The 23,757-nt window shown below is 71.6% G+C and carries 21 protein-coding genes; 10 read left to right on the forward strand and 11 right to left on the reverse strand.

Annotation, left to right across the window (positions count from 1 at the left end; all coding sequences use genetic code 11):
- Positions 1 to 35: 35 nt before the first annotated feature.
- Both ACTXG6_RS07495 and ACTXG6_RS07500 read right to left on the reverse strand, forming a co-directional pair.
- On the reverse strand, positions 36 to 1,202 hold the full coding sequence (locus tag ACTXG6_RS07495) for a glycerophosphodiester phosphodiesterase (RefSeq protein WP_445187034.1): 1,167 nt from the start codon (positions 1,200 to 1,202) through the stop codon (positions 36 to 38).
- 152 nt (positions 1,203 to 1,354) lie between these two features.
- Positions 1,355 to 2,920: a Na+/H+ antiporter gene (locus ACTXG6_RS07500; protein ID WP_445187035.1), complete on the reverse strand. Its 1,566-nt coding sequence runs from the start codon at positions 2,918 to 2,920 to the stop codon at positions 1,355 to 1,357.
- A gap of 106 nt (positions 2,921 to 3,026) precedes the next feature.
- Between ACTXG6_RS07500 and ACTXG6_RS07505 the strand changes: the two genes are divergently transcribed.
- A complete protein-coding gene (locus tag ACTXG6_RS07505; protein WP_445187036.1) occupies positions 3,027 to 3,305 on the forward strand; it encodes a UBP-type zinc finger domain-containing protein in 279 nt (92 codons plus the stop codon).
- A gap of 37 nt (positions 3,306 to 3,342) precedes the next feature.
- On the opposite strand, the gene ACTXG6_RS07510 is transcribed toward ACTXG6_RS07505, so the two are convergent.
- Complete coding sequence (locus tag ACTXG6_RS07510) at positions 3,343 to 4,413, reverse strand: glycerophosphodiester phosphodiesterase (protein ID WP_445187037.1); 1,071 nt, start codon at positions 4,411 to 4,413, stop codon at positions 3,343 to 3,345.
- A gap of 284 nt (positions 4,414 to 4,697) precedes the next feature.
- Between ACTXG6_RS07510 and purD the strand changes: the two genes are divergently transcribed.
- The gene (gene purD / locus ACTXG6_RS07515) at positions 4,698 to 5,966 is read left to right on the forward strand and encodes a phosphoribosylamine--glycine ligase (RefSeq protein ID WP_445187038.1); all 1,269 of its coding nucleotides are present in this window, start codon (positions 4,698 to 4,700) and stop codon (positions 5,964 to 5,966) included.
- On the opposite strand, the gene ACTXG6_RS07520 is transcribed toward purD, so the two are convergent.
- Positions 5,922 to 7,505 (reverse strand): glycosyltransferase family protein, encoded by a 1,584-nt coding sequence (locus ACTXG6_RS07520; RefSeq protein ID WP_445187039.1) that lies wholly within the window; start codon positions 7,503 to 7,505, stop codon positions 5,922 to 5,924. The two genes, purD and ACTXG6_RS07520, sit on opposite strands and share 45 nt — an antisense overlap.
- Before the next feature lie 294 nt (positions 7,506 to 7,799).
- On the opposite strand from ACTXG6_RS07520, the gene dusB reads away from it, so the two are divergent.
- The 4 genes from dusB (at position 7,800) to phoU (ending at position 13,646) form a co-directional block, all read left to right on the forward strand.
- A complete protein-coding gene (dusB, locus tag ACTXG6_RS07525) occupies positions 7,800 to 8,936 on the forward strand; it encodes a tRNA dihydrouridine synthase DusB (protein WP_445189938.1) in 1,137 nt (378 codons plus the stop codon).
- A gap of 193 nt (positions 8,937 to 9,129) precedes the next feature.
- A complete protein-coding gene (locus tag ACTXG6_RS07530) occupies positions 9,130 to 10,038 on the forward strand; it encodes a GGDEF domain-containing protein (RefSeq protein ID WP_445187040.1) in 909 nt (302 codons plus the stop codon).
- A 92-nt stretch (positions 10,039 to 10,130) separates the two neighbouring features.
- A complete protein-coding gene (locus ACTXG6_RS07535; protein WP_445187041.1) occupies positions 10,131 to 12,857 on the forward strand; it encodes an LCP family glycopolymer transferase in 2,727 nt (908 codons plus the stop codon).
- Between the two features lie 132 nt (positions 12,858 to 12,989).
- Positions 12,990 to 13,646, forward strand: coding sequence for a phosphate signaling complex protein PhoU (gene phoU, locus ACTXG6_RS07540; protein WP_445187042.1), 657 nt, complete (start codon positions 12,990 to 12,992; stop codon positions 13,644 to 13,646).
- Positions 13,647 to 13,756: 110 nt separating this feature from the next.
- On the opposite strand, the gene pstB is transcribed toward phoU, so the two are convergent.
- From pstB to ACTXG6_RS07570, 6 genes are all read right to left on the reverse strand, one after another.
- Positions 13,757 to 14,533, reverse strand: a complete 777-nt coding sequence (gene pstB / locus ACTXG6_RS07545; protein WP_445187043.1) for a phosphate ABC transporter ATP-binding protein PstB — start codon at positions 14,531 to 14,533, stop codon at positions 13,757 to 13,759.
- Positions 14,534 to 14,546: 13 nt separating this feature from the next.
- Positions 14,547 to 15,467, reverse strand: coding sequence for a phosphate ABC transporter permease PstA (gene pstA, locus ACTXG6_RS07550; protein WP_445189939.1), 921 nt, complete (start codon positions 15,465 to 15,467; stop codon positions 14,547 to 14,549).
- Positions 15,468 to 15,469: 2 nt separating this feature from the next.
- Positions 15,470 to 16,393, reverse strand: a complete 924-nt coding sequence (pstC, locus tag ACTXG6_RS07555) for a phosphate ABC transporter permease subunit PstC (RefSeq protein WP_445189940.1) — start codon at positions 16,391 to 16,393, stop codon at positions 15,470 to 15,472.
- Positions 16,394 to 16,616: 223 nt separating this feature from the next.
- Entirely contained in the window at positions 16,617 to 17,732 is a 1,116-nt protein-coding gene (pstS, locus tag ACTXG6_RS07560; RefSeq protein WP_445187044.1) for a phosphate ABC transporter substrate-binding protein PstS, read from the reverse strand.
- Positions 17,733 to 18,003: 271 nt separating this feature from the next.
- Complete coding sequence (mshD, locus tag ACTXG6_RS07565) at positions 18,004 to 18,915, reverse strand: mycothiol synthase (protein ID WP_445189941.1); 912 nt, start codon at positions 18,913 to 18,915, stop codon at positions 18,004 to 18,006.
- Positions 18,916 to 18,947: 32 nt separating this feature from the next.
- On the reverse strand, positions 18,948 to 19,805 hold the full coding sequence (locus ACTXG6_RS07570) for a winged helix-turn-helix transcriptional regulator (protein ID WP_445187045.1): 858 nt from the start codon (positions 19,803 to 19,805) through the stop codon (positions 18,948 to 18,950).
- A 238-nt stretch (positions 19,806 to 20,043) separates the two neighbouring features.
- On the opposite strand from ACTXG6_RS07570, the gene ACTXG6_RS07575 reads away from it, so the two are divergent.
- The 4 genes from ACTXG6_RS07575 to ACTXG6_RS07590 all read left to right on the forward strand — a co-directional run bounded on the left by ACTXG6_RS07575 (position 20,044) and on the right by ACTXG6_RS07590 (position 22,795).
- Entirely contained in the window at positions 20,044 to 20,853 is an 810-nt protein-coding gene (locus ACTXG6_RS07575; protein ID WP_445187046.1) for an LmeA family phospholipid-binding protein, read from the forward strand.
- 258 nt (positions 20,854 to 21,111) lie between these two features.
- Complete coding sequence (locus ACTXG6_RS07580; RefSeq protein WP_445187047.1) at positions 21,112 to 21,660, forward strand: DUF4395 domain-containing protein; 549 nt, start codon at positions 21,112 to 21,114, stop codon at positions 21,658 to 21,660.
- Entirely contained in the window at positions 21,657 to 22,496 is an 840-nt protein-coding gene (locus ACTXG6_RS07585; protein ID WP_445187048.1) for a sulfurtransferase, read from the forward strand. Before ACTXG6_RS07580 ends, ACTXG6_RS07585 begins: the two co-directional genes overlap by 4 nt.
- The gene (locus ACTXG6_RS07590; protein ID WP_445187049.1) at positions 22,496 to 22,795 is read left to right on the forward strand and encodes a DUF1416 domain-containing protein; all 300 of its coding nucleotides are present in this window, start codon (positions 22,496 to 22,498) and stop codon (positions 22,793 to 22,795) included. The genes ACTXG6_RS07585 and ACTXG6_RS07590 overlap by 1 nt, the downstream gene beginning before the upstream one ends.
- Before the next feature lie 90 nt (positions 22,796 to 22,885).
- On the opposite strand, the gene ACTXG6_RS07595 is transcribed toward ACTXG6_RS07590, so the two are convergent.
- Positions 22,886 to 23,755 carry a DMT family transporter gene (locus ACTXG6_RS07595; RefSeq protein WP_445187050.1) on the reverse strand — a complete coding sequence of 290 codons (870 nt, stop codon included), beginning with the start codon at positions 23,753 to 23,755 and terminating at the stop codon, positions 22,886 to 22,888.
- Positions 23,756 to 23,757 lie beyond the last annotated feature (2 nt).

The following is a 23,757-nucleotide window of genomic DNA, read 5'->3' on the forward strand; positions in this document are numbered from 1 at the left end:
CGCCAGGGCGACCAATACCACTCACAGGGCGGTGCTTAGTTGGGTCGCTCCGCGAGGTACTCGGCCCTGGCCACGATGCCGGTGTCGGTGTTGTCGGTGAACAGCCCGTCCACCCCGAGCTTGAAGAACCGGACGTCCTCGTCGATCGCCTTGCCGTAGTCGTCCGGGTTCGGCGAGACGCGCAGGTCGGCCGGCAGGAACTGGTCCTCGTCGCGGAACGTGTACGGGTGCAGCTTCAGGCCGACGTGGTGCGCATCGGCGACCAGGGTGGTCGGCGGCCCCGGGTTGCCGGCCGGGTCGGTCGGGATGATCAGTGACTTGTCTGGGCCGATCGCCTGCGCGTACTTGGCGACCTCGGCGAGGCCGGCCGGCTTGACCATGTCGGCGTAGGTCTGCTTGTCGCCGGTGGCCACCCAGTCGGCGGGCGCGCCGGTCGAGTCGATCAGCTGTACCAGCGGCACCTTGAGCTGGTCGTGCAGCTGCCTCAGGTTCGTCTCGAAGGACTCCACGTACACCTTCGCGCCCGGCTGGTTGAGCCCGTTGCGGTTCAGCTCGTCGACCAGCATCCGGTCCACGTCGATGCCGAGCGCGCGGAAGAACGTCGGGTGCTTGGTCTCGATGTACACGCCGACCTGGCGGTGCAGCTCGCCGGACATCCGCTTGGCCAGGTCGAGGTACTCCTGCAGCGTCGGCACCTGGTAGCGGTTGTTGTACATCGTGTTGTGCTGGCGCACGTCGGGCAGCCGCTCCGCCGCGTGCAGGGTCTTCAGCTCGGCGAGGGTGAAGTCCTCGGTGAACCAGCCGGTCATCGTCGTCCCGTCGACGACCTTGCTCGTCTTGCGGTTGGCGAACTCGGGGTGGCTGGCCACGTCGGTGGTGCCGCCGATCTCAGGTTCGTGCCGGTTGACCAGCACGCCGTCCTTCGTCGGCACCACGTCGGCCTCGATGTAGTCCGCCCCCATCCGGGCGGCCAGCTCGTAGGACGCGAGGGTGTGCTCCGGGCGGTAGCCGGGCGCGCCGCGGTGCCCGATGACCAGCGGCACCGCGGGGCCGGATGCGTCGACCGGTGCATCGACCGGGGTGTCCGGGGCGGCGGCGTTGGACGGAGGTGGCTGGTTGCCGGCGGGGCCACCGCAGGCGACCGCCGTGAGACTGGCCACGGCGAGCAGGACGCCGGTCAGCAACCGGGTACGGATTGACATGTCGCCACCCTGACCTCGGCGGTCGAATCTCCCGCAATGCGCAGGCAACCGGAGTACGGCGACCAGGTTAACGCCCTACTCCGCTTGCGTGAGCCACATTGCGCGACGGCATGATCGGGGGTTGCCCGAGCGCCGGGTCGCGGGTAAAAGCTCTAGTCCTCCCGGGACAGCATGGCCTCCTCGAGGTCCAGCTCGCGCATGACCCGGCGCAGCACCTCGTCGTCGATCCGGCCGTCGTCGCGGTACTGCACAAAGGTCTCCCGCTCGGCGGCCACCATCTCCCGGCGCAGCCGCCGGTAGGCCGAGGTGGGGCTCTCGCCGGTCTCCTCGGCGGGCCGGCCCAGCCGTTCCCACGAGGTGTTCTTGCGCATCTGCGCCAGGTAGCGCAGCTTCTGCACGGAGTGCGAGGAGACCTCGCCGTTGCCCTCCCCGGCCAACTCGTCCAGCCGGGCCACCGCGGCCCGCCCGGCGGCGTGCTGGGCGGCCGCCTCGGCCAGCGCGTCGGCCTGGGTCTCCGCGCCGTGCACGCCCAGCTTGCGGATCAGCCAGGGCAGCGTCAGCCCGTGCAGCAGCAGGGTGCCGACTGTGATGAAGAACGCCAGGAACACCAGCTTCTCGCGGTCCGGCACCCCGGGTGTGATGGCGAACGCGGCGGCCAGCGACACCACGCCGCGCATGCCGGCCCAGGAGATCACCGCCGGCGTCTGCCAGGTCGGGAACGGGTCGCGGCGGCGCACCGCCGGGATCAGCCGGGGCAGGTACGTCGCCGGGAACAGCCACACCACCCGGGCCAGCACGGTGACCAGGGTCAACCCCACCCCGGTGAGCAGCAGCGGACCGACCGCGCCGACCTCGGACACCACGCTGGTCAGCTGCAGCCCGATCAGCGCGAACACCACCGACTCCAGCACGGTGTCCGAGGCCTTCCACACCGCGTCGTCCTGCAGCCGGGTGGCGAACCCGGTCTGCGGCGCCCGGTGCCCCAGGTACAGCCCGGTCACCACCACCGCGAGCAGGCCGGAGGCATGCACCGCCTCGGCGATCAGGTACACCCCGAACGGCACCACCAGCCCGAGTGCGCTCTCGATCGGCGGGTCGTTGAGCCGCACCCGGACCCAGTGCACCAGCCACGCCACCGCGAGCCCGACCGCCACGCCGCCCACGCCGGCCAGCACGAAGATGCCGATCCCGGACCACAGCGAGATGCCCGCCCCGGCGGCGGCGGCCACCGCGACCCGGAACAGAGTCAGCGCGGTCGCGTCGTTGACCAGGCTCTCGCCGGCCAGGATGGTCATCACCCGGCGGGGCAGCCCGAGCCGGCGCCCGACCGCGATCGCGGCCACCGCGTCCGGCGGGGCGACCACCGCGCCCAGCACCAGCCCCGCCGGCAGCGACAACCCCGGGATCAGCCACCAGGCCGCGAGTCCGATCGTCACCGTCGAGAAGATCACCAGACCCACCGCGAGCAGCCCGATCGGCCGTAGGTTGGTCCGGAAGCCGTGATAGGACGAGTCCAACGCGGCCGAGTAGAGCAGCGGCGCGAGCACCACCAGCAGTACGACGTCGGGGTTCAGCCGGAAGTCCGGGATACCGGGTATGAACGAGACAGCGATACCGGCGAGAACCAGAACCAGGGTCGGGGAGACCCGGAACCGGCGGCACACAGCCGTCATTGCGAGAGATCCGAGCACCAACGCAATCAGCGATACGCCTTCCACATCGGGAAGGATGACTGGTGACGGGCCGTGTGCCTAGTCGATCGACGTGGCGGAGCGCACGGCCGGGCCAGCGCGCCCGCTGAGGGGAACGAACAGAAAGGCCACAGTGACCGTGAGCTGTCAGCACACCACGACGTTCGACGTACCGAGCTGGACCGAGCCAGGGCCGGACACCACCGAAGGCTGCCTCGACTGCCTGGCGAACAACGAGACCGTCTGGGCCCACCTGCGTAAGTGCCTGACCTGCGGGCACGTCGCCTGCTGTGACTCCAGCCCGCACCGGCACGCCGCGCTGCACGCCAAGCAGGCCGAGCACCCGGTGATGCGTTCGTTCGAGCCGGGCGAGTCGTGGCGCTGGTGCTACCTGGACGACGAGATCGTCTGACCCGGGTCCGGATTGACCCGGGTCCGGGGCCGCGCCGCTACTCGCTGGGTGTGAGCAGCTCGGCGCGGGCGGCCACGGCGGCGTCGGGGAAGTCGGTGAACACCGCGTCCACCCCGAGCCGCAGGAACCGGGCCAACTCGCCGACAACGTCGCCGTGCGCGGCCGGGTCGGGGCCCGAGCGCAGGGCCGGCGGCAGGAACTGGTTCTCCCGGCGGAACGTGTAGGAGTGCACGTCCAGCCCGACCGCGTGGGCCTCGTCCACCACCGGGCTGGGCGTGCCGTCGTCGGCCACCAGCAGGTTCTTGGCGGGGGCGACCGCGGCCGCGTAGCCGGCGATCTCGGCCAGCCCGACCGGGCTGAGCAGGTGGCGGTGGTCCCGGGGGTCGCCGGCGGCGGCCAGGTCGGCGGGCGGGTCCTCGTCGTCCACCAGCTGCACCAGCGGGGCCTCGATCTCGCCGGCCAGCGCGCGCAGGTTGCTGATCTCGAACGACTGCACGAACACCGGGGCGTCCGGCCGGTCCAGCCCGGCGGCGCGCAGCTGGCGGACCAGCTCCGGCTCTAGCGGCAGTCCGATCGAGGCGTGGAAGCTCGGGTGCTTGGTCTCCGGGTAGACGCCGATGGGCCGGCCCAGCTCCATGGTCAGGCGGGCGGCCAGCTCGAGGATCTCCTCGAAGGTCGGCACCGGGAAGCGCCCGTCGTAGCGCGTGTTCGCCGGGCGGACCGCCGGGATCCGCTCCACCGCGCGCAGGGTCCGCAGCTCGGCGAGGGTGAAGTCCGAGGTGAACCAGCCGTCCACCGGTTGGCCGTCGATCACCTTGGTCGTCTTGCGGTCGGCGAACTCCGGGTGGCCGGCGACGTTGGTGGTGCCGCCGATCTCCGGTTCGTGCCGGGCCACCAGCACGCCGTCCCGGGTGCTCACCAGGTCGGGCTCCAGGTAGTCGGCACCGAGCCGGGCGGCCAGCTCATAGCTGGCCAGGGTGTGTTCCGGGCGGTATCCGGAGGCGCCGCGATGGCCGATGACCAGCGGCAACTGCGGCCACGGCGGCCGGTTTGCCCGGGGCGGCGCGGTGGCGCGCGGCACGGCGGTTGCGAGGTCATGGAGCGACATGGCGCCGACAATTGTGGGTTCTGGCAACCGGGCGCCGACGCGCGGGGTGCGCAATGGGCACGCCCCGGTGAACGTCCGGTGCCGCGGCGGCCGCGGGTGAACCGCGGCTGAAATCCGGGTGGCCGCCCGGTGGAACAGACTTCCCGCGGCGACCGCGACTGCCGAAATCCGCGACTCACCCTGCTGTAATCCCCGACTCGCGCTGCTGTAATTCCCGACTCGCGCTGATGAAATCGCCGACTCGCGGGAAGGGCGGTGGGGGGTACGCCTTAGGCTCGGCGGCTGTGCGCGTCCTGGTGATTGGGTCCGGAGCCCGTGAACATGCGTTGGTCCTGGCGATGGCGCAGGACCCCTCGGTAACCGCGTTGGGCTGTGCGCCCGGCAACGCCGGTACCCAGGGGGTCGCCGAACAGCTCGGGCTGCCGGAGGTGTCCGACCCCGCCGAGGTCACCGCGTTGGCCCGGCGGTGGGCCGCTGACCTGGTGGTGATCGGGCCGGAGGTGCCGTTGGTGGCCGGGGCGGCCGATGCCGTGCGCGCCGAGGGGATCGCCTGCTTCGGGCCGTCCGCCGCCGCCGCCCGGATCGAGGGCTCCAAGACGTTCGCCAAGGACGTGATGGCTGCCGCCGGGGTACCCACCGCGCACGCCGAGACGGTCGACAACCCGGCGCACCTGGATGCCGCGCTGGCCCGGTTCGGCCCGACCTTCGTGGTCAAGGACGACGGGCTGGCGGCCGGCAAGGGCGTGGTGGTCAGCTCCGACCTGGACCTGGCCAGGGCGCACGCCATGACGTTGCTGGACGGCGGGCACCCGGTGCTGCTCGAGTCGTTCCTGGACGGCCCGGAGATGTCGCTGTTCTGCCTGGTCGACGGGCTCACCGTGGTCCCGCTGCTGCCGGCGCAGGACTTCAAGCGGGTCGGCGACGGCGACATCGGCCCGAACACCGGCGGGATGGGCGCCTACACCCCGCTGCCCTGGGCGGACTTCGGCCTGGTCGACGACGTGGTGACCCGGATCGTGGCGCCGGTGGTCGCCGAGCTGGACCGCCGGGGCGTGCCGTTCAACGGGCTGCTCTACGCCGGCATCGCGCTGACCTCGACCGGGCCGCAGGTGGTGGAGTTCAACGCCCGCTTCGGCGACCCGGAGACCCAGGCGGTGCTCGCCCTGCTGCGCACCCCGCTGGCCACGCTGCTGAACGCGGCGGCCACCGGCACGCTGGCCGAGCAGCCCGAGCTGGACTGGGCCCCGGGGGCGGCGGTCGCCGTGGTGGTGGCGGCGGACGGCTATCCCGGTACGCCCCGGTTCGGCGACGTGATCACCGGCGCGGACGCGGAGGGCGTGCTGCACGCGGGCACCCGGCGACGCGACGACGGCGCGGTGGTCAGCGCGGGCGGCCGGGTGCTGTCCGTGATCGGCACCGGTGAGGACCTGGCGGCGGCTCGGGCGGAGGCCTACCGGCGGGTGGCGGAGATCAAGCTGCCCGGCTCGCACTACCGCTCGGACATCGGCCTAGCGGCCGTCGAAGGCCGGGTCGCGGTGCCCGCCGGAGGCTGAGCCGCCGGGCGGATCCGCCTCGCCGGTCCGGAAGCCCCCGGTCGGCAAGCCCCCGCTCGGGTGCTCGCCGCGCGGGTGCTCGCCGCGTGACTGCTCACCGCGTGACTGCTCACCGGGTGGGTGCTCGCCGGTCGGGTAGTCGCCGGAGGTGTAGTCGCCGGTCGGGTGGCTCGGGGCCCGGTGGTCCTCGGGCCGGTAGTCCTCGGACGGGTAGCTGTCCGGCGGGCGGTCGCCCGGGAAACCGGCGGCCCTGGCGTAGCTCTCCGCCACCGGGTCGTCGTGCCCGCCGCGGCCGGCCAGCACGGAGTCGGCCATGTCAGCCAACTGGGTGATCCGGTTCTCGATGCCCGGCGAGACCGGGATCCCGGCCAGCTCGGCCATGTCCCGCCAGCGGTGTGCCACGTCGTTGCGCCGCAGCGCGGCCGCCCTGGCCAGCCGGCCGAGGCGCTGGCTCTCCGTCGGGTCGTCCAGCGCGTCGGCCACCTCGGCGGGCAGCCGGTGCGCGTCGGCGGGGAACTGCAGCGGGTGGGCGTCCGCGACGTACTCGCCGAACTGCCGCGACCCCACCGGCAGGTCGCCGGCCAGCACACAGCCGGCGGCCATCGCCTCGTAGAACCGGGGGCCGACCTCGCGGTGTGCACCGGCGTGGCGGCGGGCACCGAACTGGTCGTAGTTGGTCAGGAACAGCCGGGACCGGGTGGCCATCGTCGTGAAGATCCGCCGGTGCTGCACCAGTGAGGTGATCGCGCCGAGCTGGCCGATGTCCTGCTGGTAGCTGCCGTCGTTGGCGTCCGCCCAGTGCTGCAGCAGCCGGTGCTGCGCCGGTGGCCGCTGGCTCGGGCTGAACACGTCGATGGTGCGCTCGGGCTCCGTCCTCGGCGGGAACGCGAGCACGTCCAGCAGCGGCGGTATCACGTCGACGGTGCGTAATCGGTCCGAGCGCAGGTGCCCGAGCGGGGGCATCTCGCTGCCGCAGAACAGCACGTCGACCCGCCGGCGCAGCTGGGCGACCAGCTCGGGGAAGCCGCGCAGGTCGCGCTCGGTGACGACCGAGACGTGCATCAGCACCAGGTGCCCGAGCTCGTGCCAGTCCGGCAGGCCGACCAGCACCGACGCGTCCCGCAGGTCGCGGGCCAGCACCAGCAGCACGTCGGCCGGCTCGCCGTGGCGCTGGAAGTGCTCGATGCGGTACGGGTGCACCAGCCGGCTCGAGCCGAGCACCCGGCGCACCACCGGCCGGTGGAACGGCGGGCGGCTGAAGCGGGGCGAGGCGAGCACCACCCGGTAGAGGCCGGCGGACAGCGCGTCCCGCAGCACGTCCTCGGCCTCCAGGAGGCCGCCGTAGTCCGCGATCGGGCGAACTTCGCGCATGCTCAGGATGGCCACCCGGGGGCCGCGCTCCGGCTCGGTGGTGGCCGGGCGCTCCAGCCGTGCCGGCTCCGAGTACGGATCCGGCGCCTCGACCACCTCACCCGGTACCACGGAGGGCATCTCGGAGGGCATGTCGGAATGGCGGTACGGGGTCGGGCGCGGCGACATCGACTGGCTTCTCTCCGGCGTCTCGAATCGGTCCTGAGCTGCGGTTTCTGCCTGATCGGGGGACAGTATGAACTACCCCGGCCCGCTGTGTGGCCAGTTCGGCGCGCAACAGCGGGTGGACTTTTCCCGGCGTATCGGCACCGCCGCGTGGCGAGGCCGATGGCGAACGCTAACCCGGCAGCCCACTGCTGAGACGGGTGCGCTGTCAAGTGCTGTCGCCCACCCCGGTACCGTCGTACAGATGAGGGAACGGCTGGTGACCGTCAGGTGGCGACGCTGACCGCCCTTGCCCCGATGCGGGCGGCCGGTCGGACGGCGCTGCGGATCGGCCCCTTCGAGGTCGACCCGCCGGTGGTGCTCGCCCCGATGGCCGGCGTCACCAACCCCGCTTTCCGCAGGTTGTGCCGGGAGCACGGCGCCGGCCTCTACGTCTGCGAGATGATCACTTCCCGGGCCCTCGTCGAGCGGCACCCGGAGACCCTGCGGATGATCCGGTTCGACGCGGACGAGTCGCCGCGCTCGGTGCAGCTCTACGGGGTCGACCCGGCCACCGTGGCGGCCGCGGTCCAGGTGATCGTGGACGACGACCTGGCCGACCACGTGGACCTGAACTTCGGCTGCCCGGTGCCCAAGGTCACCCGCCGCGGTGGCGGCGCGGCGCTGCCGTACAAGCGCCGGCTGTTCGAGCGGATCGTCACCGCCGCCGTGCACACCGCGCGCCCGGCCGGCATCCCGGTCACCGTGAAGATGCGGGTCGGCATCGACGACGAGCACCACACCTACCTCGAGGCCGGCCGGATCGCCGCCGACGCCGGGGTGGCCTCGGTGGCCCTGCACGCCCGCACCGCCGCGCAGCGCTACTCCGGCCAGGCCGACTGGTCGGCGATCGCCCGGCTGCGTGACGCCCTGCCCGCCGAGCTGCCGGTACTGGGCAACGGCGACATCTTCAGTGCCGCCGACGCACAGCGGCTGATGGCCGAGACCGGCTGCGACGGCGTGGTGATCGGTCGCGGCTGCCTCGGCCGGCCCTGGCTGTTCGGCGAGCTGGAGGCCGCACTGACTGGCCGCCCGCTGCCCGAGACGCCCGCCCTCGGCCACGTGGCGCACACCCTGGCCCGGCACGCCCGGCTGCTGTGCGAGCACCTCGGCACCGACAAGGGCATCCGTGACCTGCGCAAACACGTCGCCTGGTACCTCAAGGGGTACCCGGCCGGCCCTGAGCTGCGGCGGCGGCTGGGCATGGTGTCCTCGCTGACCGAGCTGGACGAGCTACTCGGCCAGCTCGAGCCGACCGCGCTGCCCGAGGACGCGGCGGGGCCGCGCGGCCGGCAGGGCTCGCCCGGGCGGGTGACCCTCCCGTACGGGTGGCTGGACGACCCGGACGACGTCACCGTGCCCGGTGGCGCCGAGTTGGCGAGTTCCGGGGGCTAGGCATGCCTCGCCGAGCAGTCTCCCGCCGCGTGGCCCCGATCGGGTGCCACGTTCCCGGGGTGCGGGGTGTTGCCGCGTAGTCAGAGCCACAACAGTTTTCGCCCAGTCGGGCGAATTGCTCCGGACAGCGAGTGTGGTCACGGGCCACGGGCCGAACAGCACCGACCATGGGGCAGCAGGAGGTGGAAGTGCATTGAGCGCACCGCGGCCTAGCCGTACGGCCGAACGGCCCACACCACGCGCGGACAGCGCCGGTGGCGGGCAGAGCGCTGGCTCCCCGCTGGACGGGAACCTCGACCCACACCTCGACTCGCCCCTGGACGCGTCCCTCGACCCCGCACTCGACTCCTCTCTCGACGCGGACGCGCTGCAGGCGCACCTCACCGCGTCCGAGGAACTGGCTCAGCTCGGGCTCTGGGAAGAGGCCTACCGCCGGTTGCGCGGCGCGGTGGAGCTGCTGCCCGCGCCGGACCGGGGCCTGCAGCGGGCCGAGCTGGACCGGCTGCGCCAGGAGCACGCGATGGCCCGCGAGCAGGCCCGCCGGGACTTCCTCACCGCCAGCTACAACCGCCGCTACCTCGACGACCGGCTCAGCACCCTGCTCGACGACCCATCGGTGACCAGGGCCGGGATGGGGCTGGCGATGGTGGACATCGACCACTTCAAGAAGGTCAACGACCGCTACGGGCACCCGTTCGGCGACCGGGTGCTGCAGCGGGTGGTGGCCGAGCTGGACGCCGCGCTACCCGACGGGGCGTTCTGCGCGCGCTACGGCGGCGAGGAGTTCGCGCTGGTGCTGCCCGGGTACGAGCCGGACGAGGCGGTCGCGGTGTGCGAGCGGGCCCGGCTCCGGATCGACCGGCACCGCTGGCTGGAGCTGGACCCGGATCTGCGGGTCACGGTCAGCGTCGGGGTGGCGCACACCGTCGCCCAGCCGCCGGACGTGGAGCAGCTGTTGGTGGGCGCCGACGTGCTGCTGTACGCGGCCAAGGGCGCCGGGCGAAACGCGGTCGCATACCGGAAGCGGGGCGGCCGGGTGGCACTCGCCGGGCCGGCCGGCGGGCGGCGTGACATCCCACAACCAGCGGCGGTCGACTGCTAGCGTGTCGCCGGCTGCCGCCTCGACCCCGCGAGCTTTCGGCGCAGGCTGGGCGGTTACCATTCCGCAACAATCTGACCAGTGGCGGAGGTGGCGTGGACGACGGTGGCGGGTCTGACTCCGCACCTCGCTCGCGCCGGCGCCGCGATGCCGAGGCCGAGGGCGGCCTGAGCGTCGCCGACCTGCTCGCCCGGCACGGCGCCGAGCCCGGTGCCGATGGTCCAGCCGGTTCAGGATCCGGTGTCCGTCACCGCCTCGGCGAGTTTCCGGATGCCAGTGAAGACATCAACGAAGACTTCAGTGAAGACTTCAACGAGGACGGCGGCTTTGCGGAGGACGGGTTCTCCGGGGGCGGTTTCGCCGAGGGTGACTTCGGCCGGGACCTGGACCGGATCGCGCCGCGCATGCCCCGCGACGACGACGCCCTCGCGCAGCACGACTCGATCGGTCACTACGACTCGATCGGTCACTACGACTCGATCGGTCACTACGACCTCCGCGAGGACTACCTCGCCGCGTACAGCGGCCACGAGGTGGACCAGGGCGTGACCGACCGGCTGTACCCCACCGGGACCGTGTTCGCGCTGTCCGGGCCGACCGAGGGCAGCAACGGCTCCGGCGGCAGCGCGTCCGCCAACGGCCTGAGCGGCGCGCTCGGCCACGGACTCGCGGGCGGATTCCTCGCCCCGCCGATCGGCAACCTCGGTGCCGGATCGCTCGATGATCTCGATGGCTTCGGCGGTGGACCGGTCGGTGGTCCGGGTGCCGGGTCGGGTGCGGTCGACCCGGACGACACGCCGACCGCCGTGGTGCCACGGACGGTGCTGCCCGAGGACGACGAGCCGGGCGGCGATGTCGCGGCGACGGTTGACGTCCGGTCCGACGCGATCACCGGCCCGGACGGCAAGCGCGCCACCCGCACCGGCGCGCATGCGCTCATCGAGCCGGCCGGCACGCGCACCGGCGCGCACGCTCTCGCCAGTACGGACACTGACGAGAGTGTCGATGACAGTGTCGACGGTGTCGACCGGGACGACTACGACGAACCTGACGAGCCGGGTGTCGACGGGCCGGACTTCGAGGACGACACCGACAACGCCGCCGAGGGCAGCCAGGACAGCGCCGACCAGCTGGCCGACGGCGATGCGGAGAGCGGCGTCGAGCTGCGCACCCGCCGGATCGACGAGAGCCTGACCCGGCTCACCGCCATCCACGCCGGGCTCGGCCTGGAGATGACCGAACGGGTCAGCCGCTCCAACCGGCTCGCGCTGGTGGACCGCACCGACGACGGGCCGCCGAACGGGCCGGCTGACCGCGACGAGGGCCAGCCGCCTCCGCCCCGGTACCCCGGTTGGCTGCGGGCCGGCAGGATAGTCGCCCTGGTTGCCGCTGTAGCGCTGTTTGTGGGCACCGCGGCGAGCTGGGGCACTCGGGCCTGGCTGAGCGGCAAACTGCACTCAGTGGACGCGCTGGACCCCAATGCGACCACCGTGATCGACCTGGCCGGGCAGGCCGGCGCCCAGAACTACCTGTTGGTCGGCACCGACCCGTCCGCCGCGCCCGCCCAGCCGCCGGCCGCCCCGTCCCCGCTGCCCGACCAGCCGTCCCTGCCGCCTCAGGTGGCGCCGCACGGTGGCCCGGTACAACCCGGCGGTCCCGTCGACACGATCATGCTGGTGCACGTGCCGAAAAAGGCGAACCGGGCGATCGTGCTGTCGCTGCCGGCCAACCTCGCGGTGGACCGGCCCAGCTGCGACCGGTGGGACCCGGTCGGCGGCGGTTACCCTGGCGGCACCAGCCCGGCCCAGCCCGGCGTGGCCCTGGACGCCGCGTACACACTCGGCGGGCCGCGCTGCCTGACCAAGGCGGTGCAACAGCTCACCGGGCTGTCGATCAACCACTACACCGGGTTGGACGTCACCGGCCTCGCCGCCGTGGTCGACTCGGTGCATGGCGTGCCGGTCTGCCTGGCCGGCTCCGGTTCTCCGGCACCCGGTCCCACTGTGCTCGGCGGGGCCCAGGCGATGGATTTTGTCGGTGAGTCGCCGACGACGGCCAACCTGGCCGGCGGCGGGCAGGTCCAGCGCCAGCAGCTGTTCGTCGCCGCGCTGCTCCGCAAGGCCACCTCCGACCAGGTGCTGCTGCATCTCGGTGAGCTGCGCGCTTTCGTCACCGCATTCGGCGACCACTCCCGCGGCGCCAACGCCGGGCTCGGCGAGCTGGGCACGCTGGCCCACTCGATGCAGAGCCTCGACCCGTCGAAGATCTTCCTGGCCACCGTGCCGACCGCCGCCGGACCGGACGCTCAGGGCAACCAGACACCGGCCGCCGACCCGGCCAAGGCGCTGTTCGACGCCATCCGGGGTGACCAGACGCTGCCCGGGGAGAGCGCCGCGGCGGCCGGCCCGAGCGTCGACGACAGCAACCAGCCGCAACCGGCCGGTGTGACGGACACGCTGCCGCCCAGCGCGGTCACCCTCAACGTGCGCAACGGCTCGGCGCGCACGAGCCTGGCCAACCAGGCCGCCGACCTACTGCGCCCGCTCGGGTTCACCATCGCCGCCGTCGGTGACGCGCCGCCATCGGACGGCGGCCGCACGGTCATCCGGCACTCCGCCGACCGAGGCGACCAGGCCGCCGTGCTGGCCAACGCGGTCCCCTCGGCGGTGAGCGAGACGGTGCCCGGCACCACCGGACTGTTGGACCTGGTGCTCGGCGACTCGTTCGACGGGCAGGTCCGGGCCACACCGGTCACGGCGACCGGCGACCCGGCGACCGGCGGGCTTCGCACGCTGAGCGCCGTCAGCGGCTCCTGTCCCTGAACCGTCGCTGGGCCGCTGCCTCGCTGGACCGCTGCCTGCCGGGGCCGCTGTTGCCACCGATTCGCGGCATCGTTCACCGCTCGTTCATGTAGCCCTGCTGACCGGTTGACGCTGGTCGCCTAGGCTCGGGTGATGCGCGAGGCTTATCAGTCCCAGCTCGACGGCTTGCTCGAACAGCTGGCGGTCATGTGCTCGTCGGTCGGGCTGGCGATGCGGAAGGCGACCGACGCGCTGCTGAACGTCGACCTGACGCTGGCCGAAGAGGTCATCTCCGAGGACATGCGCATCGACAACCTGCGCAACCAGGCCGAGGAGCACTCCTTCGCGCTGCTGGCGCTGCAGGCCCCGGTGGCCACCGACCTGCGGGTCGTGGTGTCCACCATCCACGCCGCGAGCGACCTGGAGCGGATGGGCGACCTCGCGCTGCACGTGGCCCGCGCCGCGCGCCGCCGGCACCCGTCCGATGTGGTGCCCGAGGAGATCAAGCCGTACTTCGCCGAGATGGGCAAGGTGGCCTGCGAGCTGGCGCACAAGGCGGCCGAGGTGATCCGGGTGCCGGACGTCGAGCGCGCCAGGGAGGTGGAGTCCGACGACGACGCGATGGACGACCTGCACCGGCACATGTTCACCGTGCTGATGGGGCGGGAGTGGACGCACGGCGTCGCCGCGGCCGTCGACGTGACGCTGCTGGCCCGGTTCTACGAGCGCTACGGGGACCACGCGGTCGCGGTGGCCCGGCGGATGGTCTACGTGGTCACCGGCCAGATGCCCACCGCCGCCGACGCCTGACCGCCGCGCGGCCACACTCCCTCGGCTCGCACAGACCCAGTGCCGCCGGCACAGGGCCTACAACGTCTGTGCGGGCCGCACCAGGTCTGTGCCGGCCGGGAACCTAGGCGTCAGCCGAAGCGGCCGGAGATGTAGTCCTCCGTGGCCCGCTCGGTGGGGTTGGAGAAGATCTTGTCGGTGTCGTCGATCTCCACCAGTCGGCCGGGCTCGCCGGTGGCGCGCAGGTTGAAGAACGCGGTCTGGTCGCTGACCCGGGCGGCCTGCTGCATGTTGTGCGTCACGATGACGATCGTGTAGTCCTTCTTCAGCTCGCCGATCAGGTCCTCGATGGCGAGCGTGGAGATCGGGTCCAGCGCGGAGCAGGGCTCGTCCATCAGCAGCACGTCCGGCTGCACCGCGATGGCCCTGGCGATGCACAGCCGCTGCTGCTGACCGCCGGACAGTCCGCCACCGGGCTTGCCGAGGCGTTCCTTGACCTCGTTCCACAGGTTCGCCGCGCGCAGCGAGCGCTCGCAGATGTCGTCCAGGCGCGCCTTGTTCTTCTCGCCCTGCAGCCGCATGCCGGCGACCACATTGTCCCTGATCGACATGGTGGGGAACGGGTTCGGCCGCTGGAACACCATGCCGATGGTCCGGCGTACCTCCACCGGGTCCACCGTGCGGGCGTAGATGTCCTCGCCGTCGAGCAGGACCTCGCCCTCGACCCTGGCGCCGGGGATCACCTCGTGCATCCGGTTCAGGGTGCGCAGCACGGTGGACTTGCCGCAGCCGGACGGGCCGATGAACGCGGTCACACTGCGCGGCGGCACGCTCAGGCTGACCTTGTTGACCGCGTGGAACGCCCCGTAGTAGATGTCGACGTCCTTGATATCCAGCCGCTTGGCCATCGCGGGTACTACCTCACTTCGTCTTCGGCGCGGTCAGCTTGGACAGCGCGGCGGCGATCAGCTGGAAGATGGTGATGATCAGGATCAGGGTCAGGGCCGAGCCCCAGATCCGGTCCGAACCGGCGGCGGTCGGGTTGCTCCGCTCGACGGTCATCAGCAGCGGCAGCGAGGCCATGTTGCCGCTGAACAGGTTGAAGTTGATGTACGGGGCATAGGCCACCAGGATCAGTACCGGGGCCGTCTCACCCATGATCCGGGCCAACGCCAGCACGATGCCGGTCAGCATGCCGGACAGCGCGGTCGGGATGACGATCTTGACGATGGTCCGCCACTTCGGCACGCCGAGCGCGTAGGACGCCTCACGCAGGTCATCCGGGACGATCTTGAGCATCTCCTCGGTGGACCGCACGACCACCGGCATCATCAGCAGCACCAGGGACAGCGATACCGCGAACGCGCTGCGGGGCAGGCCGAGGATGGAGATCCACACCGCGTAGATGAACAGCGCGGCCACGATCGACGGGACCCCGGTCAGGATGTCGACCATGAACGTGGTGGCCTTGGACAGCCGGGTCGTCGCCTTGCCCCGGCCGCCGTACTCCACCAGGTAGATCGCCACCATGATGCCGATCGGGGTGGCGATGACGGCGGCGACCAGGCTCTGCGCCAACGTGCCGTAGATCGCGTGGTACACGCCGCCGCCCTGTTGGCGGGCGAGCAGCCCGTTCAGCGACTGCAGCCACCAGTTCGGGTTCAGCACCGGCGCGAGACCTCTGATCAGCACCGTGGCGATCACCCAGACCAGCGGCACCAAGGCGATCAGGAACGACACCGTGACCAGTACGGTCGCCACCCCGTTGCGGATCTTCCTGGCGGGGCTGATGCTGCGGAACGCGGGCTTGAGTGCCGGCGCGTCGACCGGCGGGGTGGAGATGCTCATGACTGGGGCACCCCTCGGCTGACGATCCAGCGGGCCAGTGCGTTCACCGCGAAGGTGAGGATGAACAGCACCAGGCCGGCGGCGATGTACGCGCCGGCGGACAGTGCGTTGTTCAGCTCGGCGAACGACAGCGCGATCTTGGAGGCGAACGTCGCCCCGCCGTCGAACAGGCTGCCGGAGAACGCCTGGTTGGAGGCGCTCAGGATGACCGTCAGCGCGATGGTCTCGCCGAGCGCGCGGCCGAGGCCGAGCATCGAGGCGCTCACGTATCCGGCCCGGCCGAACGGCAGCACGGTGGTCCGGATGACCTCCCACTTGGTGGCGCCCAACGCCAGTGCCCCTTCGATCTGGGCGATCGGAGTACGGGTGAACACCTCGCGGGTGATCGCGGTGATGATGGGCAGGAGCATGGCGGCCAGCACGACCCCGGCGGTGAACAGGTTCGAGCCCAGCTCCGGGCCCACGTTGCCGTGGCCGAACAGCCAGATCCAGCCGAAGTGCGCGTTCAGCCACAGGGCGACGGGCCGGATCACCGGCGCGAGCACCAGGATGCCCCAGAGCCCGAAGATGATCGACGGTACGGCGGCCAGCAGGTCCACCAGGTAGGCGAACGGCCGAGCCACCCTGGCCGGCGCGTACTGGGTGAGGAACAGTGCGATGCCCAGCCCGACCGGCATGGCCAGTACCAGGGCGTACACCGATACCTCGACGGTGACCTGGAGCAGCTCGAGGATTCCGAACCGGAGCGCGTTCGGGTCGTCGGTAGCGAACTCCCGGCTGGTCAGGAAGTTGGCGTGGTCGTGCAGCAGTGCCGGGATGGCCTGCAGCAGCAGGAACAGCCCGATCAGGCCGATGAGTACCACGACGAATGTCCCGGAGCCGGTGGCCAGCCCGGAGAAGATGCGGTCGCCGCGCTGCACGACGCCCCGCGATGTGGCCGGGGTGACCGGCGGCGGACTGTTGGACGGTGGTGCGCTGCGGGAAATGCCGGCCTCCGAGGCTGCTGACCTTGGCGCGGGCAACCCCGCCCGCCGACCGGGGTCTCCGGTGGCGGCGGGGCTGCCCGTGGCGATCGGATCGCTCAACTCAATTCTCCGAGACTCTCCGAAGTTGCGCCAACCAGCTCTGTGAAAATTTGCGCAGTCAGCTGATCGCCGCGATGGCGGTCAGCAGCTTCTGCTGGAAATCGGCCGGCAGCGGTGCGTAGCCGGCCGCCGGGAGCTGGGCCTGGGCGTCGGTGGCGGCCGTGGTCAGGAACGCCTTGACCGCCTGGGCGACGGCCGGGTCGTAGCCCTTGGAGCAGACCAGCTCGTAGGTGGCCAGGATCAGTGGGTAGGCGCCCGCGGTGTTGCCGCCGTAGACCGACTTGAGGTCCAGCCGCAGGTCGTTGCCCTGACCGGTGACCTTGGCACCGGCGATGGCCTTGCCGACCGAGTCGCCGGTCAGCCCGACCGGGCCGGAGCCGGAGTCCAGCTGGGCCATGGCCAGCTTGTTGTCCTGGGCGTAGGACAGCTCGATGTAGCCGATGGTGCCGGGCGCACTGGAGATCGCCTGCGCCACCCCGGCCGAGCCCTGCGAGCCGGTGCCGACGCCGCCGTTGAAGGTCTTGCCGGCCTTCTGCGTCCAGGCACCCTTGCCGGCCGCGGTCAGGTACTGCTGGAAGTTGTCCGTGGTGCCCGACTGGTCCGAGCGGTAGATCACGTTGATCGCCTGTGCCGGCAGCTGCTTGCCGCTGTTCAGTGCGGCGATCGCCGGGTCGTTCCAGGTCTTGATCGTGCCGTTGAAGATCTTGGCGGTGGTCTCCCCGTTGAGCACGAGGTCGGTCACGCCGGGCAGGTTGTAGCCGAGCGCCACCGGGCCGAACACCATCGGCAGGTCCCACGCGGGGTTGCCCTTGCAGCGCGCCTGGGCTGCCGCGACCTCGCCGTTGGCGGCGTTCAGCGGGGAGTCCGAGCCGCCGAAGTCGACCAGGCCGGCGTTGAACTGCTTCACACCGGCGCCGGAGCCGGTCGGGTTGTACGCGACGTTGGAGCCGGGGCACTTCGCCTGGTAGGCCTGCACGAAGACGTCGATCGCGTTCTTCTGGGCGCTGGAGCCCTCGGCCGACAGATTCTGCTTGCCGCCACAGGCGGCGGCCGGGCCGCTGGAGGTGCCGCCACCGGCACCGCCCGGGGGAGTCGGATTACTGCCGCACGCCGCCAGCGCGAGCGCTCCGGCGGCGACCATGGCGAGCACGGCACCGTGCCGCTTGAGCTTCACTGATGTTCCTCCGAGGTTTCGGTCCGAAGACGCGTCAGTCCGCGGCTCGGGGTGGCCGCTCGCCGGGCACGTTAGGGATACCTGGTGGACGAGAGCCGCCAAAAAGGTGAACGGGAGGTGAACAGGTCACCTTTGGTGACGCAATACACGACCGGTAGGCGTCCGACTGCTCGATCGTGACCACCCCGACGACGTGCCGTGATGTCAGCGTGAACAGACCGTGACTAGATCATGGTGTGCGGGTGGCGGTCACGGCGCGTGGCTGAGACTCCTAGTGCAGGAACGCGGCGTCGGTGTGCCACAGGGTGAAGCCGAGCCGCTGGTAGACCTTCACGGCGGCGTGGTTGTCCGCCTCGACGTAGAGCAGCACGTCGTCAAGGCCGCGCTCGCGCAGGTAGCGCAGCCCGGCCAGGGTGAGTGCCGCGCCGAGCTTGCGTCCCTGTGCCGCCGGATCCACCCCCAGCACGTACACCTCACCGATCGGCGGCTCGCCGGCCTCGGCGGGGTGCACCTTCGTCCAGTGGTAGCCGAGCAGCCGGTCCTGGCCGTCGGGGCCGTCCTCGACCGCGAGCAGGAAACCGGGCGCGTCGAACCACGGTTCGGCCTCCCGCGCCTTGACCTGGTCGATCTCCCAGCCGCCCTGCTCGGGGTGCCAGTCGAAGGCCGCGTTGTTCACCCGCAGAAACTCCGCCTCGTCCTGGCCGACCACGAAGCCGCGCAGCCGCACGCCCGGGGGGAACTCCGGCTCGGCGATCGGCTCACGCAGGCCCCGGCGCAGCTGCCAGAGCGTGCGGACCTGGTGGAAGTCCAGCTTGGCGGCCAGTCGCACGGCTCCCGGGTGCTCGCCGTGCGCCCACAGCCGGACCCGGTGCCCGTCCTCGCCGGCGCGGGTCAGCATCTCGGTGACGAGCGCGGTGCCGACGCCGTGGCGCCGGGCGTCCGGGTGTACCGCCAGCTCGCCGACCGCCTCGGCCGGGTTGGTGGCATCCAGGTAGGCGTAGCCGACCAGGCGCCCCGACGGATCGGTCGCGAGCAGGTGGGCGGCGGAGCTGCCGAGGTCGCGGCGCAGTGCCAGCAGCACGTTCTCCGACACCGGCGCGGTGTGGTCGGTGGCGGTGGCCGCCTCCAGCAGGGCGCGCAGCTCACCGGCCGTGTTCTCGTCCAAGCCGGACCGCCAGGTCAGCGCCGTTCTTTCAGCCGTCACGATCGCCGAGGCTACCCGCGGTGGCCGGCCTCCGCGTCGCGGTCGGTGGGCCGCCGGTTGGAGTCCAGGTCAGCGGCCAGGTCAGCGCGCAGCTGACCGTTCTCGGACTCCGGCGGCAGCCCGTTGCCGGAGTCCGCGCCGTGGGGGGCGTCGGCCTCGGCGGAGTCGCCGGCGTCCCGGGAGTCCCGGGAGCCGAGCCCGGCGCGGCCCGGCCGGACGAACTTGTAGCCGACGTTGCGCACGGTGCCGATCAGCTGCTCGTGCTCGGGGCCGAGCTTGGCGCGCAGGCGCCGCACGTGCACGTCGACGGTGCGGGTGCCGCCGAAGAAGTCGTAGCCCCAGACCTCCTGCAGCAGCTGGGCGCGGGTGAAGACCCGGCCGGCGTGCTGGGCGAGGTACTTGAGCAGCTCGAACTCCTTGTACGTGAGCTCGAGGGCGCGGCCTTTGAGTCGTGCGGTGTAGGTGGCCTCGTCGATGACCAGCTCGCCGAGCACCAGTGCGCTGCCGCCGGCCTGGGTGTCCGCGCCCGGGCGGGAGCGCAGCAGCCGCAGCCGGGCGTCGATCTCGGCCGGCCCGGCGCCGGGCAGCAGGATGTCGTCGATGGCCCATTCCGAGGACACCGCGACCAGGCCGCCCTCGGTCAGCACGGCCACCACCGGCACCTCCATCCCGGTGGTCCCGAGCAGCCGGCACAGCCCGCGCGCGGCAACCAAGTCCGCACGCGCGTCGACCAGCACCGCGTCGTGCGGACCGGCATCGAGCAGCGCGGCGACCTCCGGGGCGGCGGTACGCACCCCGTGCGGCAACAGCGAAAGTGCCGGTAGCACCGACTCGGGGCTCGGGTCAGCGGTGAGCAGCAGCAACTCCATGGTTGCCTCCTCCCGTGTCCGGACCCGGTTGTCCCTGAAATCCTGGTAACGGGGAGGATACCGGGGTGAGCATCAGCCGAAACCGAAGCGCGTTGCAGTTCACGCCGGTTGTTGACGAGTTGTCAACGGTCGCGGCGCTGCCGAAGGCGCTTCCGGCGGTGCCGATGGCGCTCCTTGCGCCGCCGATGACCCCCACTGTGGCGCCTGCGCACGCTACGCCGCTTGCTGGAGATCGTGGATGAAAAAGATCATAATCGGACTGATCGTGGCGATCGTGCTCCTGGTCGCCGTCGACTTCGCCGCCGCGTCCGCCGCCGAGTACCAGGTGTCCACCCGGATGCGTGAGCAGCTCTCGCTGCCCGACGACCCGGCCGTGAAGATCAACGGGTTCCCGTTCCTGGCCCAGGCATTCGCCGGCGACTACCGCAAGGTCGACGTATCGGCGGACCGGCTGACCGTGGGGCAGCTGAAGGAGGTCGGCGTGCGTGCCGAGCTCTATCACGTGCGGGTGCCGTTCGGGCAGGTGCTCAGCGGTACGCCCAGCATCCATGTCGACGACGCACAGGGCTCGCTGCTGATCACCAAGGACGACCTGATCAAGCAGTTCCCCGGCGTCACCAAGCTGACCGTACAGCCGATCGACTACGGCGCCCTCGACGGAGCGCTGCAGGAATCGGCGAACGCCGCGCCCGGCTCCACGGTCACCGGGATCGTCCCGGACCAGGCCGTGCGGCTGGTCGGCACCATGTCGGTGCTCGGCCAGAAGATGGACGTCTCGGTCATCGCGGTGCTGCAGCTGGCCGGCCGGCAGATCCAGATCAGCCCCCGGGACATCCGGGTCGGCTCCGGCGCCGCGGCCGCCAAGCTGCCGCAGGTGGTGCAGACCGGGCTGCGGTCCCTGTTCACCGTCCGGATCGACCCGGGCACGCTGCCGTTCGCGGTCACCCCGACCACGCTGCAGGCGGTGGACAACGGACTGCTGATTTCCGGCGTCGCGCACGACCTGGTGATCAGCTCCGGGCCGACCACCGCGCGCGCCGAGAACTAGCCCGAAACTGGGCCTGTGACGTTCGCCCCGATCGAAGGCCCCCAAAACGCCTTCCCTCGGCTACCCTGTGCCTCGTGTATTGGCCGCTGACCAGACGACGCGCAGTTGACCTGTGCCGCGTCGGCAGCTGCCTGTGTCAGGTCCGCTGAGCGCGGACGGCTCCTGCTCGACAGCCGCTACGACCCGGTGTCGAGCCGTTCCGTCCGACTAGGGCTGCACCCCAACCCTTGCCTCAGGAGACTTGTGATGCCCTTAGTTATGCCCCGAACACCCGCCTGCGGCGGCATCGTCGCGCGCGCTGATCCACCCGCCGACCGCCGCGGTGACCGGTTCGCCGCGGCGCTGACCGCGCTGGTCATGCTCGGGGTGCTGGTCACCTCGAGTGCACCGCTGTTCGCCGCCCAGGCCGTGGTGTTCGCGCTGGGTGCGTTCGTCGGTCTGCGGTACTCGCCGTACCCGGCGCTGTACCGGGCGGTCGTCGCACCTCGGCTCGTCGAGCTCGGCCGGGCGCCCCGACTGGCGTGGCTACGCCGGCTCGGGTCGCCGGTGCGGCCGGAGCCGGCCGCGCCCGTCCGAGGTGCGCACGCGCTGGGCTTCGGCCTCGCGGTGCTCGGCTCGGTCGGCTATCTCGCCAGGCTGACCGGGCTCGGTGAGGTCAGCGCCGTGCTCGTGCTGGCCGCCGCCGTGACCAACGCCGCCGTCGGCTTCTGCCCGGGCCGCGTTGCCTACCAAGCGCTGTACCAGCTGTTCGCTCGACTCAACCGCCATCGTTCACAACCGGAAACACAGCAGGGAGCAATCGCATGAGCCGCCAGGATGTCCTGGTCAACGCCGACTGGGCCGAGGAAAATCTAGACACCGACGGGGTGGTGTTCGTCGAGGTCGACGAGGACACCTCCGCATACGAGGGCGGCCACATCCCGGGCGCGGTCCGCATCGACTGGAAGACCGAGCTGCAGGACCAGGTGGTCCGCGACTTCATCGACAAGGCCGGTTTCGAGAAGCTGCTGTCCGAGAAGGGCATCGGCAACGACGACACCGTCGTCCTCTACGGAGGCAACAACAACTGGTTCGCCGCCTACGCGTACTGGTACTTCAAGCTGTACGGGCACGACAAGGTGCAGCTGCTCGACGGCGGGCGCAAGAAGTGGGAGCTGGACGGCCGCACCCTGACCAAGGACGTGGCCGACCGCAAGCAGACCAGCTACACCGCGCAGGAGCCGGACCTCTCGATCCGCGCCTTCCGCCAGGAGGCCATCGACGCGATCGGGGTGAAGAACCTGATCGACGTGCGCTCGCCCGACGAGTTCTCCGGCAAGATCCTCGCGCCGGCGCACCTGCCGCAGGAGCAGTCGCAGCGGCCCGGGCACATCCCGACCGCGCTCAACGTGCCGTGGAGCAAGACGGCCAACGAGGACGGCACCTTCCGCTCCGACGCGGAGATCGCCGCGATCTACAAGGAGGCCGGCCTGGACGAGTCCAAGCCGACCATCGCGTACTGCCGGATCGGTGAGCGCTCCAGCCACAGCTGGTTCGCCCTGCACGAGCTGCTCGGCCACACCGACGTGAAGAACTACGACGGTTCGTGGACCGAGTACGGCTCGCTGGTCGGCGTGCCGATCGAGCTCGGGACCGGTGCCTGATGTGCGGCGCGCCTGACCAGGCGCAGCAGTTGCCGCCGGGTACCGACCTGTCCAAGGAGACCGTGCTGGTGGGTCGCGTTGTCGCCGGTTCCGAACCGGTGGGCGGCGCGTTCGTCCGACTGCTGGACGGCGGCGGCGAGTTCACCGCCGAGGTGGTCTCCTCGGCGTCCGGTGACTTCCGGTTCTTCGCCGGGCCGGGCACCTGGACCGTGCGGGCGCTGTCCCGCTCCGGCAACGGCGAGACCCAGCTGACCGCCGACGGCCCCGGGTTGCACCGGGCCGAGGTTGCCGTCGGCTGAGCTCTCCTGCACAACCGCCCCGGTGCCGCGTTCGATTGCGGCGCCGGGGCGGTGTCGTCTCCGGCTCGCCCGTCTCCGGGCTCACCGGCCTCACCGGGCCGCGAGGATGCCGGCCACCACGAGCAGCGCGCCGAGCAGGGTGTGCCAGCCGACCGGCTCGGCCAGCAACAGCGCGCCGATCGCCGTGGACCACACCGGCGTCGCGTAGGTGACCATGGCCGCCACGGAGGAGCCGGCCACCCGGATCACCCCCAGGTTCAGGATGTACGCCCAGCCGGTGCCCACCGCGCCCAACGTGACCAGGGCGGCCGCCGCACCCGGCCCCGGCCAGCTCGGCGGCCCGGCGAGGAAGGGCGCGACGAGCATCAGTTCGACCGTCGCGCAGCCGATCTGCAACGCGGACAGCGCGGCCGCCGAGCCGTCCCGGGAGCCGTACCAGCGCCGCGTGTAGCTGAACCCGGCGCCGTAGCAGACCGTCGCACCCAAGCAGGCCAGCCCGCCGGTCAACCCGCCGCCCGTGCCGCCGCCGGCTCCGTCGCCCAGCCCCTGCCATACCCCGAGCAGGCACAGCACCCCGAGCAGACCCAGCGCCAACCCGACCAGCCGCCGCCCGGTCAGCCGCTCCGTGGGCAGCAGGACCAGCCCGAACAGCAGCGTGGCCAGCGGCGTCACTGCGTTGAAAACACCGGCCTGCACCGAGCTGACCAGCTGCTCACCGAATGCCATCAGGGTGAACGGGACGGCGTTGAGCAGGGTGGCGACCACAAGCGCGTGCATCCAGGTCACCCGGTCCCGGGGCAGCCGGATCCGGCGCGCCAGGCAGATCCCGAACAGGGCCAGCGCGCCGAACAGGCAACGCCACAGCGCCACCCACACCGGCGGCACGCCCGCATCCACCCCGATCTTGATCAGCGCGAAGCTGGCGCCCCAGATCGCGGACAGTGCCACGAAGCCCGGCAACC

The sequence above is a fragment of the Pseudonocardia sp. Cha107L01 genome (genome assembly GCF_052566575.1).

What these genes read in the sequence shown, in the direction of transcription:
- ACTXG6_RS07495 (WP_445187034.1), bottom strand. Translation starts at nt 1,202, where the DNA reads ATGTCAATCCGTACCCGGTTGCTGACCGGCGTCCTGCTCGCCGTGGCC.
- ACTXG6_RS07510 (WP_445187037.1), bottom strand. Translation starts at nt 4,413, where the DNA reads ATGTCGCTCCATGACCTCGCAACCGCCGTGCCGCGCGCCACCGCGCCG.
- ACTXG6_RS07520 (WP_445187039.1), bottom strand. Translation starts at nt 7,505, where the DNA reads ATGTCGCCGCGCCCGACCCCGTACCGCCATTCCGACATGCCCTCCGAG.
- dusB (WP_445189938.1), top strand. Translation starts at nt 7,800, where the DNA reads ATGCGGGCGGCCGGTCGGACGGCGCTGCGGATCGGCCCCTTCGAGGTC.
- phoU (WP_445187042.1), top strand. Translation starts at nt 12,990, where the DNA reads ATGCGCGAGGCTTATCAGTCCCAGCTCGACGGCTTGCTCGAACAGCTG.
- pstB (WP_445187043.1), bottom strand. Translation starts at nt 14,533, where the DNA reads ATGGCCAAGCGGCTGGATATCAAGGACGTCGACATCTACTACGGGGCG.
- ACTXG6_RS07570 (WP_445187045.1), bottom strand. Translation starts at nt 19,805, where the DNA reads ATGGAGTTGCTGCTGCTCACCGCTGACCCGAGCCCCGAGTCGGTGCTA.
- ACTXG6_RS07575 (WP_445187046.1), top strand. Translation starts at nt 20,044, where the DNA reads ATGAAAAAGATCATAATCGGACTGATCGTGGCGATCGTGCTCCTGGTC.
- ACTXG6_RS07580 (WP_445187047.1), top strand. Translation starts at nt 21,112, where the DNA reads ATGCCCCGAACACCCGCCTGCGGCGGCATCGTCGCGCGCGCTGATCCA.
- ACTXG6_RS07585 (WP_445187048.1), top strand. Translation starts at nt 21,657, where the DNA reads ATGAGCCGCCAGGATGTCCTGGTCAACGCCGACTGGGCCGAGGAAAAT.
- ACTXG6_RS07590 (WP_445187049.1), top strand. Translation starts at nt 22,496, where the DNA reads ATGTGCGGCGCGCCTGACCAGGCGCAGCAGTTGCCGCCGGGTACCGAC.